The sequence below is a fragment of the Pseudomonas mendocina genome (genome assembly GCF_003008615.1).
Taxonomy (GTDB): domain Bacteria; phylum Pseudomonadota; class Gammaproteobacteria; order Pseudomonadales; family Pseudomonadaceae; genus Aquipseudomonas; species Aquipseudomonas mendocina_C.
Genome location: NZ_CP027657.1, coordinates 3,901,195 through 3,915,982, shown reverse-complemented (window position 1 = coordinate 3,915,982; position 14,788 = coordinate 3,901,195). Strand labels below are relative to the sequence as shown.

At 60.0% G+C, this 14,788-nt stretch carries 18 protein-coding genes; 5 read left to right on the top strand and 13 right to left on the bottom strand.

All coding sequences use genetic code 11. From position 1 onward, the window contains the following. Positions 1-5: 5 nt before the first annotated feature. The 11 genes from pal to aspS form a co-directional block, all read right to left on the bottom strand. Positions 6-503 (bottom strand): peptidoglycan-associated lipoprotein Pal, encoded by a 498-nt coding sequence (gene pal, locus C7A17_RS18200; RefSeq protein ID WP_003241687.1) that lies wholly within the window; start codon positions 501-503, stop codon positions 6-8. Positions 504-560: 57 nt separating this feature from the next. Continuing rightward, on the bottom strand, positions 561-1,859 hold the full coding sequence (tolB, locus tag C7A17_RS18195) for a Tol-Pal system beta propeller repeat protein TolB (protein WP_106739339.1): 1,299 nt from the start codon (positions 1,857-1,859) through the stop codon (positions 561-563). Positions 1,860-1,864: 5 nt separating this feature from the next. After that, entirely contained in the window at positions 1,865-2,821 is a 957-nt protein-coding gene (gene tolA / locus C7A17_RS18190; protein ID WP_106739338.1) for a cell envelope integrity protein TolA, read from the bottom strand. Next, complete coding sequence (gene tolR / locus C7A17_RS18185) at positions 2,818-3,270, bottom strand: protein TolR (protein WP_106739337.1); 453 nt, start codon at positions 3,268-3,270, stop codon at positions 2,818-2,820. Before tolR ends, tolA begins: the two co-directional genes overlap by 4 nt. A gap of 27 nt (positions 3,271-3,297) precedes the next feature. Then, a complete protein-coding gene (gene tolQ, locus C7A17_RS18180; protein ID WP_106739336.1) occupies positions 3,298-3,993 on the bottom strand; it encodes a protein TolQ in 696 nt (231 codons plus the stop codon). A 2-nt stretch (positions 3,994-3,995) separates the two neighbouring features. Continuing rightward, positions 3,996-4,448 (bottom strand): tol-pal system-associated acyl-CoA thioesterase, encoded by a 453-nt coding sequence (gene ybgC, locus C7A17_RS18175; protein WP_106739335.1) that lies wholly within the window; start codon positions 4,446-4,448, stop codon positions 3,996-3,998. 53 nt (positions 4,449-4,501) lie between these two features. Further along, a complete protein-coding gene (gene ruvB, locus C7A17_RS18170; protein WP_106739334.1) occupies positions 4,502-5,554 on the bottom strand; it encodes a Holliday junction branch migration DNA helicase RuvB in 1,053 nt (350 codons plus the stop codon). A gap of 22 nt (positions 5,555-5,576) precedes the next feature. Next, positions 5,577-6,182, bottom strand: coding sequence for a Holliday junction branch migration protein RuvA (gene ruvA / locus C7A17_RS18165; protein WP_106739333.1), 606 nt, complete (start codon positions 6,180-6,182; stop codon positions 5,577-5,579). Positions 6,183-6,203: 21 nt separating this feature from the next. Then, positions 6,204-6,728, bottom strand: coding sequence for a crossover junction endodeoxyribonuclease RuvC (ruvC, locus tag C7A17_RS18160; RefSeq protein WP_106739332.1), 525 nt, complete (start codon positions 6,726-6,728; stop codon positions 6,204-6,206). Between the two features lie 194 nt (positions 6,729-6,922). Beyond that, positions 6,923-7,669: a YebC/PmpR family DNA-binding transcriptional regulator gene (locus C7A17_RS18155; protein ID WP_106739331.1), complete on the bottom strand. Its 747-nt coding sequence runs from the start codon at positions 7,667-7,669 to the stop codon at positions 6,923-6,925. Between the two features lie 94 nt (positions 7,670-7,763). Next, the gene (gene aspS / locus C7A17_RS18150; RefSeq protein WP_106739330.1) at positions 7,764-9,539 is read right to left on the bottom strand and encodes an aspartate--tRNA ligase; all 1,776 of its coding nucleotides are present in this window, start codon (positions 9,537-9,539) and stop codon (positions 7,764-7,766) included. Between the two features lie 198 nt (positions 9,540-9,737). Between aspS and C7A17_RS18145 the strand changes: the two genes are divergently transcribed. From C7A17_RS18145 to C7A17_RS27355, 4 genes are all read left to right on the top strand, one after another. Next, a complete protein-coding gene (locus tag C7A17_RS18145; RefSeq protein WP_106739329.1) occupies positions 9,738-10,925 on the top strand; it encodes an HD domain-containing phosphohydrolase in 1,188 nt (395 codons plus the stop codon). A gap of 139 nt (positions 10,926-11,064) precedes the next feature. Beyond that, entirely contained in the window at positions 11,065-11,535 is a 471-nt protein-coding gene (locus tag C7A17_RS18140) for a Dps family protein (RefSeq protein WP_106739328.1), read from the top strand. A gap of 96 nt (positions 11,536-11,631) precedes the next feature. Beyond that, entirely contained in the window at positions 11,632-12,699 is a 1,068-nt protein-coding gene (locus C7A17_RS18135; protein WP_106743022.1) for a GGDEF domain-containing protein, read from the top strand. A 170-nt stretch (positions 12,700-12,869) separates the two neighbouring features. Next, a complete protein-coding gene (locus C7A17_RS27355) occupies positions 12,870-13,493 on the top strand; it encodes a cold-shock protein (protein ID WP_106739327.1) in 624 nt (207 codons plus the stop codon). Between the two features lie 112 nt (positions 13,494-13,605). On the opposite strand, the gene C7A17_RS18125 is transcribed toward C7A17_RS27355, so the two are convergent. Both C7A17_RS18125 and C7A17_RS18120 read right to left on the bottom strand, forming a co-directional pair. Continuing rightward, positions 13,606-13,812, bottom strand: a complete 207-nt coding sequence (locus C7A17_RS18125; RefSeq protein WP_106739326.1) for a SlyX family protein — start codon at positions 13,810-13,812, stop codon at positions 13,606-13,608. Next, positions 13,809-14,240, bottom strand: coding sequence for an HIT family protein (locus C7A17_RS18120; RefSeq protein WP_106739325.1), 432 nt, complete (start codon positions 14,238-14,240; stop codon positions 13,809-13,811). The genes C7A17_RS18125 and C7A17_RS18120 overlap by 4 nt, the downstream gene beginning before the upstream one ends. A 128-nt stretch (positions 14,241-14,368) precedes the next feature. Between C7A17_RS18120 and C7A17_RS26805 the strand changes: the two genes are divergently transcribed. Beyond that, positions 14,369-14,653, top strand: a complete 285-nt coding sequence (locus tag C7A17_RS26805; protein WP_158704681.1) for a hypothetical protein — start codon at positions 14,369-14,371, stop codon at positions 14,651-14,653. Positions 14,654-14,788 lie beyond the last annotated feature (135 nt).

The following is a 14,788-nucleotide window of genomic DNA, read 5'->3' as shown; positions in this document are numbered from 1 at the left end:
GCAGCTTACTTACGCAGCTCTACGCGACGGTTCTGAGCCCAGGACTGCTCGTCGTTGCCAGTGGCAACCGGACGCTCTTCGCCGTAGGAAACCAGTTCCAGCTGAGCCGGGGAAACGCCCTGCAGAACCAGGTAGCGTTGAACGGCCTTGGCACGACGCTCGCCCAGAGCCATGTTGTACTCACGGGTACCGCGCTCGTCAGCGTGGCCTTCCAGAACGACGCGAGCGCCGTTGCCTTTCAGGTCCTTGGCGTGTACGTCCAGAGCGCGCATGGCTTCGGCTTTCAGGTCGGAGCTGTCGTACTCGAAGTAGAAGGTGGTGATAGCGCGCAGAGCAGCTTCTTCGCTCAGGCTGCCGTCAACAGCGCCAGTGTTGGCGCCGTAGCCAGCGTTCGGGTCGACAGCGCCTTCACCAGCAGCGTCGCCGCCTTTGGAGGAGCAACCTACGGCAACGGCGAGAGCCAGGGACAGTGCAGCGAACTTACCGAATTTCAGCATTTCCATCATGTAACTCCTAATGAACCCCAGTTGTGTTAAGCAAAAATAAGGTGTAGCACCGCATCAGTTCAGGTAAGGGGACCAAGAAGGCTCTCGAACTTCGCCTTGAGCGGTAGGAAGAGGGAGCCTAACGCGACCATTGGTGGACGCTAACATCAAGACTCCCCGACCCTGATGGCGGGTGGCGTAGATTAGCATGGCGCCATTGGGCGCAACAGTGGGCGACTCATCCAAACTTGTGTCGGAAAGTATGCGCAGACGGTTGGTTTCCAGATCCTGGGCGGCCACCTTGAACACGGTGAAACCGTCCTGGCGATGGATCATCACCAGCGTCTTCTCGTCAGCCGACAATTTCGGGTTGGCGTTGTAGTTACCGACGAAGGTCACTCGCTCCACTGCCCCGCTATTGATGTTGGTCTTGTAGATCTGCGGACGCCCCGCACGATCAGAGGTGAAGTAAAGGGTCTGACCGTCCTTGCCCCAGAAGGGTTCGGTATCAATGGCGTAATGGTTGGTGATTCGGCGCATCTGCCGGCTCCCCATGTCCATCACGTAGATTTCCGGGTTGCCGTCCTTGGACAGTACAAATGCCAGGCGGCTGCCATCGGGCGACCAGGCGGGCGCACCGTTGAGGCCTTCGAAGTTGGTGATCTGCTCGCGGCGACCGGTATCGATGTGCTGCACGAAGATGCGCGGACGACGCTGCTCGAAGGAGACGTATGCAATACGACGGCCATCGGGCGCGAACGACGGCGACAGGATCGGCTCACGCGACTGCAGCAGGGTCACTGCACGGGCACCGTCGTAATCGGAACGCTGCAGGGTATAACGCGTATTATTGGTTCCCATGCGCTCTGCGGTCACATAGAGCAGACGAGTAGAAAAGGCACCTTTCACACCGGTCAGCTTCTCGAACGACTGGTCGGCGATGTGGTGAGCCATATCGCGCAGTTGATCGGTGCCGCCGCCGACGTTGCCGGTCATGACCTGCTGCTCGGTGTTGACGTTGAAGAGCGCGTATTGCACTTGCAGACGGCCACCGTTGGGCACCATGTTGCCCACCAGCACGTATTGAGCACCGAGCGCTTTCCAGTCGCGGTAGATCACTTCGCTGGCCTGGCTCGGCAAGCTGATCATGTTCTGCCGCGGAATGGGCTCGAAGTAACCGGAGTTGCGCAGGTCATTGCCGATGATTTCGGCCATGTCCTCGGGCAGCACCGAGCCGCCTTGCCAGCCGAACGGCACCACGGCAATCGGAGTGGCGCGGTCAGCACCTTGGGAAATCACCAGCGGGTCGGCCGCCTGGACGCTACCGACCAGCATCACCAACCCCAGCAGGGCGGTACGAATCAGGGTATTCACAGAGCTCAATCCTCCGGTTTGAAAATGACGCGACGCTGCCTGTACATACGGTCGAAGGTAGCGCGATCCAATTGTTGCATCTCGGGAATACGCCCGACGTTACGTACTGCGGCGACGGCGGAATTGTCGAACGGCGCATCACCACTGGAGCGCGATACGCTGGCGTTGGTCACGGTTCCGTCGGGTAGCATCTGAATCAGCAACTCGACGCTCATGCCCCGACGCGCCGACATCGGCCGCTGCCAGTTCTCGGTGATCAGCTTGATGATCAGGTCGTCGAGGTTACCCGCCACCTGGTCGCCATGCGTCTCGGCCAGCGCCTGCTGGTTCTGCACGTTGTCTGACAGCAGCTCAGCCAGCGCAGCCGCTTTCTGATCCTCGGCTGCCTTGCGCCGTGCATCTTCAGCCTTGCGTTTGGCGTCCTCAGCAGCTTTTTTCTTCGCTGCCTCGGCGGCTGCCGCTTTTTTCTTCTCTTCTTCTGCAGCGGCCTTCTTCTTGGCCTCTTCAGCAGCCTTTTTCTTCGCTTCGTCTTCGGCGCGTTTCTTGGCAATATCGGCCTGGCGCTTCTGCTCGGCAGCTTTCTCAGCCTCGGCCTTCTTCGCTGCGTCAGCCTTGGCTACTTCGGCCTTTCGAGCTTCCTCGGCACGCTTTTGTTCCGCGGCCTTGGCTGCCGCTACCTTCTGCTCCTCGGCCTTCTTCTGCTCCAGCCGCTCGGTTTCGAACTGCGGCGCCGAGGTTTTCTGTGCCTCACCCGCCACCTTCTGCGTGGTTTGTGTGGTGGCCTGACTCTGTGACTGCAACTGATACAGCGTAGCCTGTACCACCGGACGCGCTGGAGGCAGTTCGGGGGTGAAGGCAAAGCTGACGAACAGCATGGCAAACATCAGGACGTGCAAACCCACGGCCCAGACGATGGGCCAGAAGTAGCTTTCCGATTGCGAGCGCTCGGTTTGCTGCATCAGGGAGCCTCGGTAATCAATCCGACGTTGCCCACGTCGGCCTGCTGCAGACCGCCCATGGCCGCCATCACGGTGCCGTAATCGACCGACTTGTCGCCGCGCACGAATACCTGCACCTGCTTACCCTGGCGGCGGTTCTCGGCAATGATCGCCGTTACCGCCTGAGTCATCTGCGGCAGCGTGGAGGCGCGCTCCTGCTCGGTGTCGACGTCGACCTCGCTCCCCATGTTCCAGTAGTAGGTCTTGTCGGCCTTGATGGAAATAGTCAGCACCTGCGCGTCATTGTCCTGAGGCAGCGCTTCGCTGCTGACCTTGGGCAGATCGACCTTGACCCCTTGGTTGAGCATCGGTGCGGTGACCATGAAGATGACCAGCAGTACCAACATCACGTCGATGTAGGGCACCACGTTCATCTCGGCTACCGGCTTGCGTCTCTTGCGAATTCTCGCCATGGCTAGAACCTATCCTCTTCGCGCGTCTTATTCTTCCGAGGTATGCACTTTACGGTGCAGGATGGCCTGGAACTCGTCGGCAAAGGTGTAGTAACGACCGATCAGCATCTCGCCACGGGCGGAGAAACGGTTGTAGGCGATGACCGCCGGAATGGCGGCGAACAGGCCGATGGCCGTGGCAATCAGCGCCTCGGCAATACCCGGAGCTACGGTGGCCAGAGTGGCTTGCTGCACCTGAGCCAGGCCGCGGAAGGAGTTCATGATGCCCCAAACGGTACCGAACAGACCGATATAAGGGCTCGTGGAGCCGACGGTAGCGAGGAATGGCAAAGCGGTTTCCAGTTTTTCCTCTTCACGGGAGATGGCCACACGCATGGCGCGCGACACGCCATCCATCACCGCATCTGGATCGACGCCTTGCTGCTGACGCAGACGAGAAAACTCCTTGAAGCCGGCGCGGAAGATCTGCTCCAGGCCCGAATCCGGATCCGGGTTGCTACCCGCCTGGCGATACAGCTTGGACAGATCGATGCCGGACCAGAAGCGATCCTCGAAGTTGTCAAGGGCACGCTTTGCTGCGCGCAGCGCATTGCTACGCTGGAAGATCATCACCCAGGAAATGACCGAGGCGGCCACCAGGGTCAGCATCACCAACTGAACCACCAGACTGGCGTTACTGATCAGACTCCACATCGACATATGGTCAACGGCGTTAGCTTCCACGCTTACTCTCCTGCTGCAATTAAACCCGGCGCCTGCGTCCCGGCGAACGCGTGTCGCAGGGTTTCGGGGATAGCCCGGGGTTTCAAGTTGTCGGCGCGCACACAGGCCACCAGAAACTGCCCTTCGCAGAGCAGCACATCATCCGCAGCCCGCCTGACCTGTTGACGAAAACGCAGGCTGGCACGGTTCAATTCGATTACATCAGCGCTGATCAACAACTCGTCATCCAGCCGCGCCGGCGCGTGGTAGCGCGCCTCGGCCGAATGCACGACGAACAACAGGCCCTCACCCGCGAGCGTCGACTGGGCATAACCCAGCTCACGCAAGCGCTCGGTGCGAGCCCGCTCCATGAATTTGAGGTAATTGACGTAGTAGACGATGCCACCCGCATCGGTGTCTTCGTAGTAGACCCGGCAATGGTGGCTGAACGGCTGGACTCCGTTTTGCGCGCGCATACTCTAGTCCCCGGCCTGTCGCTTGCCAATCCGGCCTGGTAACAATTTTTTCGTCATTCATCACCTGCTGAAAAAAGATCGGCATTGGGCTGCTCACCCAGGCGCTTCGGCGTGTTCAGACCAAAGTGCAGATAGGCATGACGCGTGACCACTCGACCGCGAGGTGTGCGCATCATGTAGCCCTGCTGGATCAGGTAAGGCTCGAGGACATCCTCGATGGTGTGGCGCTCCTCGCTGATCGCTGCCGCCAGGCTGTCGACACCAACTGGCCCACCGTCGAACTTCTCGATCATGGCCAGCAATAGACGACGGTCGGAGTGATCGAAGCCACGCTCGTCGACATCCAGCAGGTTCAGAGCCAGGTCGGCGATTTCGCGGGTTATGTGCCCGCGCCCACGAACCTCGGCAAAATCGCGCACGCGGCGCAACAGACGGTTGGCTATACGCGGCGTACCACGCGCGCGACGGGCAATCTCGTAGGCGCCCTGATCCTCAATGGGCAAACCGAGGATTCCGGCAGAGCGGGTGACGATGGTCGCCAGGTCATCGATACCGTAGAACTCCAGGCGCTGCACGATGCCGAAACGATCCCGCAGCGGGTTGGTCAGCATACCGGCGCGAGTGGTGGCACCAACCAGGGTGAAGGGCGGCAGATCCAGCTTGATCGAGCGCGCCGCAGGGCCTTCACCGATCATGATGTCGAGCTGGAAGTCTTCCATGGCCGGGTACAACACCTCTTCGACGATGGGCGAGAGGCGATGGATTTCGTCGACAAACAACACGTCGCCGGACTCCAGGTTGGTTAGCAGCGCAGCCAGATCACCAGGGCGCTCGAGTACCGGGCCGGAAGTGCTCTTGATCGAAACCCCCATCTCCTGGGCGATGATATTGGCCAGCGTGGTCTTGCCAAGACCCGGCGGGCCAAAAATCAGCGTATGGTCGAGCGACTCCTTGCGCCCGCGGGCAGCCTGGATGAACAGCTCCATCTGCTCGCGCACACTCGGCTGGCCGATGTATTCGGCCAGTTTCAGGGGGCGGATGGCCCTATCCTGCTGTTCCTCGCGCTCACGCGGGCTGGCGGTAATCAGGCGATCGGCTTCGATCATCGCAATACTTCCATCGACCTTGTCACGCCATGCCGCGCAATGCGCGACGTATCAAATCTTCACTGCTCAAGCCATCTTCCTTGATTGCAGCCACGGCTCGACTGGCCTCCTGGGGCTTATATCCCAGGGAAATCAGCGCGCTCACGGCATCATTCTCCGCGCTTGAGACTGCCAGAGCAGACTGAGGTTCAACCACCAGCGGTGCAATGGACGGTATCGACTCCCAGGCCTTGAACCTGTCCTTGAGTTCGACCAGCAGGCGCTCGGCCGTTTTCTTGCCCACACCAGGCACCTTGACCAGCGCAGCGGTATCTTGAGCTTGCACGCAACGTACCAGCTCATCGACCTCCAGCCCCGACATCAAAGCCAGAGCCAGTTTCGGCCCCACACCGTTGAGCCGAATCAGTTCGCGGAACAGCTCACGCTCACGCTTTTCGAAGAAGCCATAGAGCAGATGCGCGTCCTCGCGCACCACCAGATGGGTGTGCAGGGTTACCGGCTCCCCCACCGAGGGCAGACGATAAAGGGTGGTCATCGGCACTTCCAGCTCATAACCAACGCCATTTACATCCAGAAGCAAATGCGGAGGCTGTTTCTCCGCCAGATTACCGCGCAAACGTCCGATCACCGGCTTGTTCCTTCACTTGCTCTATAAACGGAGACGACCGCCGCGCCGCTTGGCGCCGGCCAACCCATGGGGGATCAGACTCTGTCGGTGGTGCGCGTGGCACAAGGCGATACCCAGGGCGTCGGAGGCATCGATCTGCGGTTTCTGCACCAACTTGAGCAGGTGCATGACCATCATCTGCACCTGTTGTTTGTCCGCCGCACCAGTACCCACTACTGCCTGCTTGACCTGCGTGGCGGTGTACTCGCTGACCTCCAGGCCCGCCTCTACTGCCGCAACGATTGCCGCGCCGCGAGCCTGGCCAAGTTTCAACGCCGAGTCAGCATTGCGTGCCATGAACACCTGCTCGATACCCATGGTTACCGGCCCATGCGCACGAATCACCTCGCTGACACCACGAAAAACGATCTGCAGGCGCTCGGCCAACGGCCCGTTGCCGGTGCGAATGCAGCCTGATGCCACGTATTCGCAGCCACGCCCGGTATCGCGCACCACACCGTAACCGGTGATGCGCGAGCCTGGGTCGATTCCGAGGATCAAGGTCATATCAGCAACTGTCTATTTATCCAGTTGGCGAGTATACGGGGCGCCCTGCACGCCGTCATCCGCCACTCATGGTTAAAAGTCGCGCCGCCCGACGAAAAAAGCCGGAAACGCTGCGCAGCGCTTCCGGCTTCTTTATTAAATAACCCGACCGCACCCGGAAAATATGTCCCGGATTGCACCCAGGCCAGGCTACCTCAGCCGAGCTGCTCCATGATCTCGTCGGAAACTTCGGCGTTGTGGTAGACGTTCTGCACGTCATCCAGATCTTCGAGCATATCGATCAGCTTGAAGACCTTTTGTGCGGTTTCCAGATCGGTGATCGGCGCACTGATTGACGGAATCATGGCGATCTCAGCCTCGCCGCTCTTGAAACCGGCTGCAGCCAGAGCCTCGATCACCGCGTGGAACTCGGTGAAGCTGGTCGACACCAGGGCAGCGCCCTCCTCGCCCATTTCCACGTCATCGGCACCCGCCTCAAGCGCCGCTTCCATCAACGCATCTTCGTCCACAGAGGTGAAGCTGATCTGCCCCTTGCGCTCGAACATGTAGGCGACCGAGCCGTCGGTACCCAAGTTGCCACCACACTTGGTGAAAGCATGACGCACTTCGGCGGCGGTACGGTTGCGGTTGTCGGTCATCACTTCGACGATGATCGCCACACCACTTGGCGCATAGCCCTCGTAGCTGAACTCGACGACGTTGTCGGCTTCGTTGTTGCCGGCACCGCGGGCGATGGCGCGGTCGATCACGTCGCGGGACATGTTGTTGGTCAGCGCCTTGTCCACAGCCAGGCGCAGACGCGGGTTGTCCGCCGGGATCGGGCCACCGTGCTTGGCGGCGACCGTCAGCTCACGAATCAGCTTGGTGAAGATCTTGCCCCGCTTGGCGTCCTGACGCCCCTTGCGGTGCTTGATGTTGGCCCATTTGGAATGACCAGCCATAACTCACTCCGTTTTTTCCACTGATAAATGCCAGGGCACGGTCGTGCATGCCCCATAACGAAGAAGCCTGGAAATCCAGGCTTCTTGTACAGGCTTATTCGGCCTTGGGTTGCTCGCGCAGGCGGATATGTAGCTCGCGCAGCGACTTGCCGTCCACCACACCCGGCGCCTGGGTCATGACGCAGGCCGCACTCTGGGTTTTCGGGAAGGCGATCACTTCGCGGATCGACTGAGCGCCCGTCATCAGCATCACCAGGCGATCCAGGCCGAAGGCCAGGCCACCATGGGGCGGCGCACCGTACTTCAGCGCGTCGAGCAGGAAGCCGAACTTCTCCTGCTGTTCATCTTCGCTGATGCCGAGCACGCGGAACACGGTCTGCTGCATGGCCTTGTCATGGATACGGATCGAACCGCCACCCAGCTCGGTGCCGTTGAGCACCATGTCGTAGGCACGCGACAGTGCGGCGGCCGGATTGGCTTCCAGCTCCTCGGGGGTGCACTTGGGCGAGGTGAACGGGTGGTGCATGGCGGTCAGGCTGCCATCGTCGTTCTCTTCGAACATCGGGAAGTCGACGACCCACAGCGGTGCCCACTCGCAGGTGAGCAGGTTCAGGTCATGACCCAGCTTGATGCGCAGCGCGCCCAGAGCCTCGCTGACGATCTTGGCCTTGTCGGCGCCGAAGAACACGATGTCGCCATCGACAGCGCCAACGCGATCGAGGATGACATTGATGTTGTCCAGCGGGATGTTCTTGACGATCGGCGACTGCAAGCCTTCGACGCCAGCGGCGCGCTCGTTGACTTTGATATAGGCCAGCCCCTTGGCACCGTAGATACCGACGAACTTGGTGTAATCGTCGATCTGCTTGCGCGGCATGCTCGCCCCGCCCGGTACGCGCAGTGCAGTGACACGGCATTTCGGGTCATTGGCTGGACCTGCGAAGACCTTGAACTCGACGTCCTTGAGCTGATCCTCGACATCCACCAGCTCCAGCGGGTTGCGCAGGTCAGGCTTGTCGGAACCGAAACGACGCATGGCTTCGGCCAGGGTCATGTGCGGAAGCTCGCCAAACTCGACATCCAGCACTTCCTTGAACAGGTTGCGCACCATGGTCTCGGTGATATCCATGATGTCTTTTTCATCGAGGAAGCTGGTCTCGATGTCGATCTGGGTGAATTCCGGCTGGCGGTCGGCACGCAGGTCTTCGTCGCGGAAGCACTTGGCGATCTGGTAGTAACGATCGAAGCCGGCGACCATCAGTAGCTGCTTGAACAACTGCGGCGACTGCGGCAGGGCGAAGAAGCTACCGGCGTGGGTGCGGCTCGGCACCAGATAGTCACGCGCGCCTTCCGGCGTGGCGCGGGTCAGGATCGGCGTTTCCACATCGAGGAAACCGTTGTCGTCCAGGTAGCGACGGATGCTCGAGGTGATGCGCGAACGCAGCTTGAGCTTCTCGGCCATTTCCGGGCGGCGCAGGTCGATGAAGCGATAGCGCAGACGGGTTTCTTCGCCGACATCGGTGTATTCGTTGAGCGGGAACGGTGGGGTTTCCGCTTCGTTGAGTACTTCCAGCTCGTAACCCAGCACCTCGATGGCGCCAGACGCCATGTTCGGGTTGACCGCCCCCGCCGGACGCAGGCGCACCTTGCCGGTGATCTTGACCACATACTCGCTGCGTACGCGGTCGGCCTTGGCGAATGTGTCGGCACGATCAGGGTCGAATACCACCTGGGCCAGACCTTCACGATCACGAATATCGAGGAAGATCACCCCGCCATGGTCGCGGCGACGGTGTACCCAGCCGCAAAGGGTGATTTCCTGGCCATCCAGGCTCTCGTTCAGTTGGCCGCAATAGTGGCTGCGCATCATGATCGTGTTTCGCTTCTCTAAAGGTCTTGGATTGGTCAGGCAGCCCCCAATGCACCGGGCAGAGGCCACACCGCGGCGTGTGTCCAACCGCGCGCCGCGCTTCGATAAAGAGCGGGATTATATAGGGTAAATCGCCGTGACGCAGCCGCCTGGCGGATGGCTTCTATAATGAAGAGGCCTCCATCAGGGAGAACCATCATGCCTTCACCCCGCGCAGCCGACCTCTCCAGCGATCTGCTGGAGGACTTCCGACTGGATGCAGCCGAGCAATTCCCACGTTGCGAACAATTATTGATCGAACTGGAGCGAGCACCGAAGAGCCGCGAGCGCCTGCGCGAACTCTTCCGCCTGGTGCACACACTCAAGGGCAACCTCGGCTACATCGATCTCAGTGTCCTGATGCCGCTACCGCAAGCCATGGAGGATGTGCTCGAAGCACTTCGCAATGAGCAGTTGGAATTCGACAGCCTGCTCGGCGATATCCTGCTATTGAGCCTGGATCACCTGCGTGCACTGATCGATCGCGCACTGGGCAGAACGAACACCCTCCCAAGCTCAATACAGACCGAACAACTGTGCCAGGCGCTGCAGGCACTCGCCATGGCACCAGCGGCGCAACAAGGGCACATTCGCCGCGAACTGCTGCAGCAGATGGATCCCACCACTCATCTGCAAGCCCCTCAAATCCCAGCTGAGAGTCGAACCGACGCGCTGCTGGCCCGACACGGCATCGCCCCACACCCGGATCTGCAATTCTTCGCAGCCCTGACCGAAGCAGCAGAACAGCGCTCAAGCTACTGGCACGGACGCAACCTACGCCTGCTCGACCTGGCACTGAGCATCAACGCCCTGGGCGGCCAGACAGAAAAGCCGGAACAGCTGGCAGCCGCCGTTTGCCTGCATGACCTAGGCATGGCCTTTCTGCCGCTGGAGCTGCTACACAAACAAACTCATCTCAGCCGTGATGAACGACGCTTGATGCAGGGGCATCCACGCCAGGCAAGCGACCTGCTAAAACGCATGCCTGACTGGGCACCGGCCATGGAGATCGTTCTACAGCATCAGGAGCACGTCGACGGTAGCGGCTACCCCAAGGGGTTACGCGAAATGGAAATCACCCCAGGAGCACTCATCCTGCACATCGTCGATACATTCGACGCACGTACCCACGAGCGCGCTCACCAGACCTTGAGCAAGCGTCCCTTGCTCCGCGCAATACTCGAAATCAACAACCTGGCCGGCCAGCAATTCAGTGTGCGCTGGGTCGAAGTATTCAATCGCGCCTTGCAACAGAACCCGGATCTGGCGCATGGCCGAATCCCACCTTACGACAATTCTCTAGAGCAAGCCGCCGGCACACTCACAGCCCGGGAGATTTCTTTGTGAAAAATGAACCGAGCACTGCTGATAGCTTCTAAACATCGCTTTCATTGATACAAGCCAGGATCATCCCGACTTCCTGCATGTTAGGCTTGCCCCAACACTGCGGGATAGACACCCCGGCTCACCTGACAGGAGAATAACCATGGAAATCAATATCGGAATCGCCGAACAGGATCGCGCCGCCATTGCCGAAGGCCTGTCGCGCCTACTGGCCGATACCTACACCCTCTATTTGAAGACCCATAACTTCCACTGGAACGTCACCGGCCCGATGTTCAACACCCTGCACCTGATGTTCGAAGGGCAGTACACCGAGTTGGCACTGGCCGTCGACGCCATTGCCGAGCGTATCCGCGCCCTCGGATTCCCGGCACCGGGCACCTACGCCGCATACGCGCGCCTGTCGTCGATCAAGGAAGAGGAAGGCGTACCCAACGCAGAAGACATGATCAAGCAGCTGGTTCAAGGCCAGGAAGCCGTAGTACGCACCGCGCGCGGCATCTTCCCGCTGCTGGACAAGGTCAGCGATGAACCCACCGCTGATCTGCTGACCCAGCGCATGCAGGTACATGAAAAAACCGCCTGGATGCTACGCAGCCTGCTCGCCTCCTGATCCCGCTCAAGGCCCGGTCATCCGGGCCTTTTCATTAGGCAGGTACGCCCAGCCTGATCTATGCTCTGGCCATTCGCCAGCGAGTTTCCGAAGCACATGAGTCAGCCACCCAAGCCCCCCAGCATCATCGAACTGTATCCAGAGGAAACCCGCGAGGCTGCGGCGCTGCTCAAACAAGCCGTGCCACTGATGATGCGCCACGACATTCCACCCAACCCGGTGCATTACGCGCTCTGGTACACCTACAGCCGAGGCAATGAGCCGGAACTCAATCGTCGCCTGGACAAGGTCGTCGAGGATTTCGATGTATTCCCCCCGGAAACCGCCAGCAAGCTGTTTCGCGATTACATCATCCGCGGCGAACTGGAAGAGGCACGCGCAGGCCAACAGCAGGTAATCGAACTGGTCGACGACATCGAGGGCGATGTCTCACGCAACATGCTCGGCAGCAAGAATTACCAGCAAAGCCTCACTCAGGGATTGAGCGCCCTGCAGGAACCGATCATCGACGACCTGCCCAGCGTGCTCAACGAACTGCAGGAGAGCACCCAGTTGATGCAGGATCAGCAGGAAAAATTCCTCTACCGCCTGCGTGCTGCCCAGGATGAAATCAAGCACCTGCGCAGCCAGCTCGAGCGCGCGCACCTGGCAGCGACACTGGATAGCCTGACGCGCGTGTTCAACCGCAATGCCTTCACCCGCCTGCTGGAGCAGGCGCTGAAAGAGTCCTACCAGGGGCTCGCCCTGGTGATTCTCGATATCGACCATTTCAAGCAGTTCAACGATCAGTACGGCCACCCGCTCGGGGATCGCGTGCTGCAGCATGTCGGGCAGCTGATGCGCGACATGCTCCCGCCTCGTGCCTTCGCCGCGCGCTACGGCGGCGAAGAGTTCTGCGTCGTGTTACGAGACTGCCACGACCTGACCGAAGTGCTCGATTTCGCCGAGCAACTGCGCAACAAGATCCAGGCCTTACGGGTCAAGGTTCGCCGTACCGACCAGGTACTGGATAGCATCACCGCCTCGTTCGGCTGCGCCCTGGCCGAAGTGGACGACACCTTCGAATCATTGCTGACCCGAGCAGATGATGCCCTCTACCAAGCCAAACGTGGCGGGCGCAATCAGGTTCACCCGATCACCAGCGAAACCATGCTAAGCGCTTGATTTGAGAAGCCTCCTGCTTTGCTGTTAAATACGTCGCGCGCCACATTCATATTCTGAGGCGCAACGACGCAACACACCGGCACGCGCCATGACCGTCCATCTGGTCAACGACAAAGCGCGCTCGCCTCGCAAAGCCGTGAGTCATCATTCAATCAGTGAGTTCATCGAAGATGTTGAAGATTGCCCATCTAGTCGCGGGGTTCGCCGCCCTGCTGCTATCTGCCGTACCCAGCCTTTCCACTTCATTGCTCAATACACCTGACGCCATCTACCTGGCCCTTGTCGGCCTGCTCAACCTGCTGCTTGCTGCACAACAACCCGCCAGCCTGAATGGCACCCGCCAGCAACTGCAGGGCCTTGCATCGGCACTGCTGATTCTCGCAGCCGTCGTTCAGGGCCTGATTCTGCTCGCCCCTCTGCCCAATATCGGCGGCCAGCCTGCCATATGGCTGACCTTGCTGATCGCAGTCATCGCCATTGCCCTGCAACTGAGCAGCCAACTGCGCCCACAAGCTGACCACTACGACGTGCGTAGCTCGAGCTCGGCCCAGACCAGCCAGCCCAGCAGCCAGGAAGACCGCGAGACCGGTACGGTCAAGTGGTTCAACACCTCCAAGGGTTTCGGCTTCATTTCCCGTGATTCGGGCGAAGACATCTTCGTGCACTTTCGCGCCATTCGCGGGGAAGGTCACCGCGTGCTGATCGAAGGACAGCGCGTGGAATTCTCGGTCATGCAGCGCGACAAGGGTCTGCAAGCCGAGGATGTGATCGCCGCAGCGCCCTCACGCCGCTGAATCACACCGAAAAACGAAAGCCCGCGATCTCTCGCGGGCTTTTTTGTTGTCTGCATCCGTAATCCTTCGGCCCTTCGCTTGCCCCAGATCACTCCCGGCGCATTGGTTTGCCTCAGTAATGCGGTGGCGGTGCTTCGTCTATAGCGATACTCGCCTGCCCCTGGGCCTCCTCCTGACGTCGCGCGAGAGCCATTACCTGCAATTGCAAGCGCTCGATGCGTTTCTGCTGCTCGATCAGCTCATCGTTCAAGGCCTGAATGGTGTCATCCTGGAAAGCCAGACGACTCTCCAGCTCCATCACACGAGCGTCGAGACTCATGCCGGCTCTCCCGCGAACTGAAAATCCTCGGTCAGTACCAGGCGCAGCTTGTCCTTGAGGCGGCGCACCTGCTCATCCGCATAGGCCTGCGCGGGGTGCCGCCCCCACACAGGAGCAGGCCAGGCAGCGTCGTCACGCCGGCGAACGATGACATGCATATGCAACTGACTGACAACGTTACCCAGCGTGGCCACGTTCATCTTGTCGGCAGCGAAGGTGTCCTTGAGCGTCTCGGCCAGCAATGTGGTTTCGTACCAGAGCTGGCGCTGATCGGCGGCATCCAGCTGAAACAACTCGCTGACCTCCTCGCGGCGCGGCACGAGGATGAACCAGGGGTAATGGGAGTCGTTCATCAACAACAAACGACACAGGGGGAAATCCCCGATCAGCAGACAGTCCTGCTGCAAACGCGAATCCAGGGCGAACATGGCGGTTCTCCTCACTCAATCCCAACACGCAAACGCAGTGCCTGACCGACACAACGCGATGGGAGCGAAGCATACGTGGCTGCAGACGACAATTCACCCAGGCCACACGCACCATGGCAAGGCAGTCCGTGCATATTCGCACCGCCGGCGTGCACCATTTTGTTTCCTCCCGTAATAGCCGCATCCAGCCGTTACCGCTGACGGTATCGCGCAAGGCGTCATCGCCGACCGTCTGGCGGGTATCAATCGCGCACAGCAACACCGGGCAAACCCTTGAAAAACCCAGCCCCGGTGACACGCGAAGCACGATCGCGCGCCGAAAAATCAAGGTTTTAGCGACGACCGATGAATTTGAGCACGACTTTTGCTACCTCCCTCGTCAATGCTCGGCACGCCGTGCAGTCGATCAATAACAGCGGTCCCAGGCACCTCAGAACCGCGAAGGCGTCGGCATTAACGGAACGCAAGTGCAGAACTACAGATTTGCGACATTCTTCATAAGGCCATGCGACAGAGCCATAAACGAAGCCGCAATGAATAGACTGCAA

Bases quoted from the DNA above. Each gene is read 5' to 3' on its own strand.
- pal (WP_003241687.1), bottom strand. From the start codon at position 503: ATGGAAATGCTGAAATTCGGTAAGTTCGCTGCACTGTCCCTGGCTCTC.
- tolR (WP_106739337.1), bottom strand. From the start codon at position 3,270: ATGGCGAGAATTCGCAAGAGACGCAAGCCGGTAGCCGAGATGAACGTG.
- ybgC (WP_106739335.1), bottom strand. From the start codon at position 4,448: ATGCGCGCGCAAAACGGAGTCCAGCCGTTCAGCCACCATTGCCGGGTC.
- ruvB (WP_106739334.1), bottom strand. From the start codon at position 5,554: ATGATCGAAGCCGATCGCCTGATTACCGCCAGCCCGCGTGAGCGCGAG.
- ruvC (WP_106739332.1), bottom strand. From the start codon at position 6,728: ATGACCTTGATCCTCGGAATCGACCCAGGCTCGCGCATCACCGGTTAC.
- C7A17_RS18155 (WP_106739331.1), bottom strand. From the start codon at position 7,669: ATGGCTGGTCATTCCAAATGGGCCAACATCAAGCACCGCAAGGGGCGT.
- aspS (WP_106739330.1), bottom strand. From the start codon at position 9,539: ATGATGCGCAGCCACTATTGCGGCCAACTGAACGAGAGCCTGGATGGC.
- C7A17_RS18145 (WP_106739329.1), top strand. From the start codon at position 9,738: ATGCCTTCACCCCGCGCAGCCGACCTCTCCAGCGATCTGCTGGAGGAC.
- C7A17_RS18140 (WP_106739328.1), top strand. From the start codon at position 11,065: ATGGAAATCAATATCGGAATCGCCGAACAGGATCGCGCCGCCATTGCC.
- C7A17_RS18135 (WP_106743022.1), top strand. From the start codon at position 11,632: ATGAGTCAGCCACCCAAGCCCCCCAGCATCATCGAACTGTATCCAGAG.
- C7A17_RS27355 (WP_106739327.1), top strand. From the start codon at position 12,870: ATGTTGAAGATTGCCCATCTAGTCGCGGGGTTCGCCGCCCTGCTGCTA.
- C7A17_RS18125 (WP_106739326.1), bottom strand. From the start codon at position 13,812: ATGAGTCTCGACGCTCGTGTGATGGAGCTGGAGAGTCGTCTGGCTTTC.
- C7A17_RS18120 (WP_106739325.1), bottom strand. From the start codon at position 14,240: ATGTTCGCCCTGGATTCGCGTTTGCAGCAGGACTGTCTGCTGATCGGG.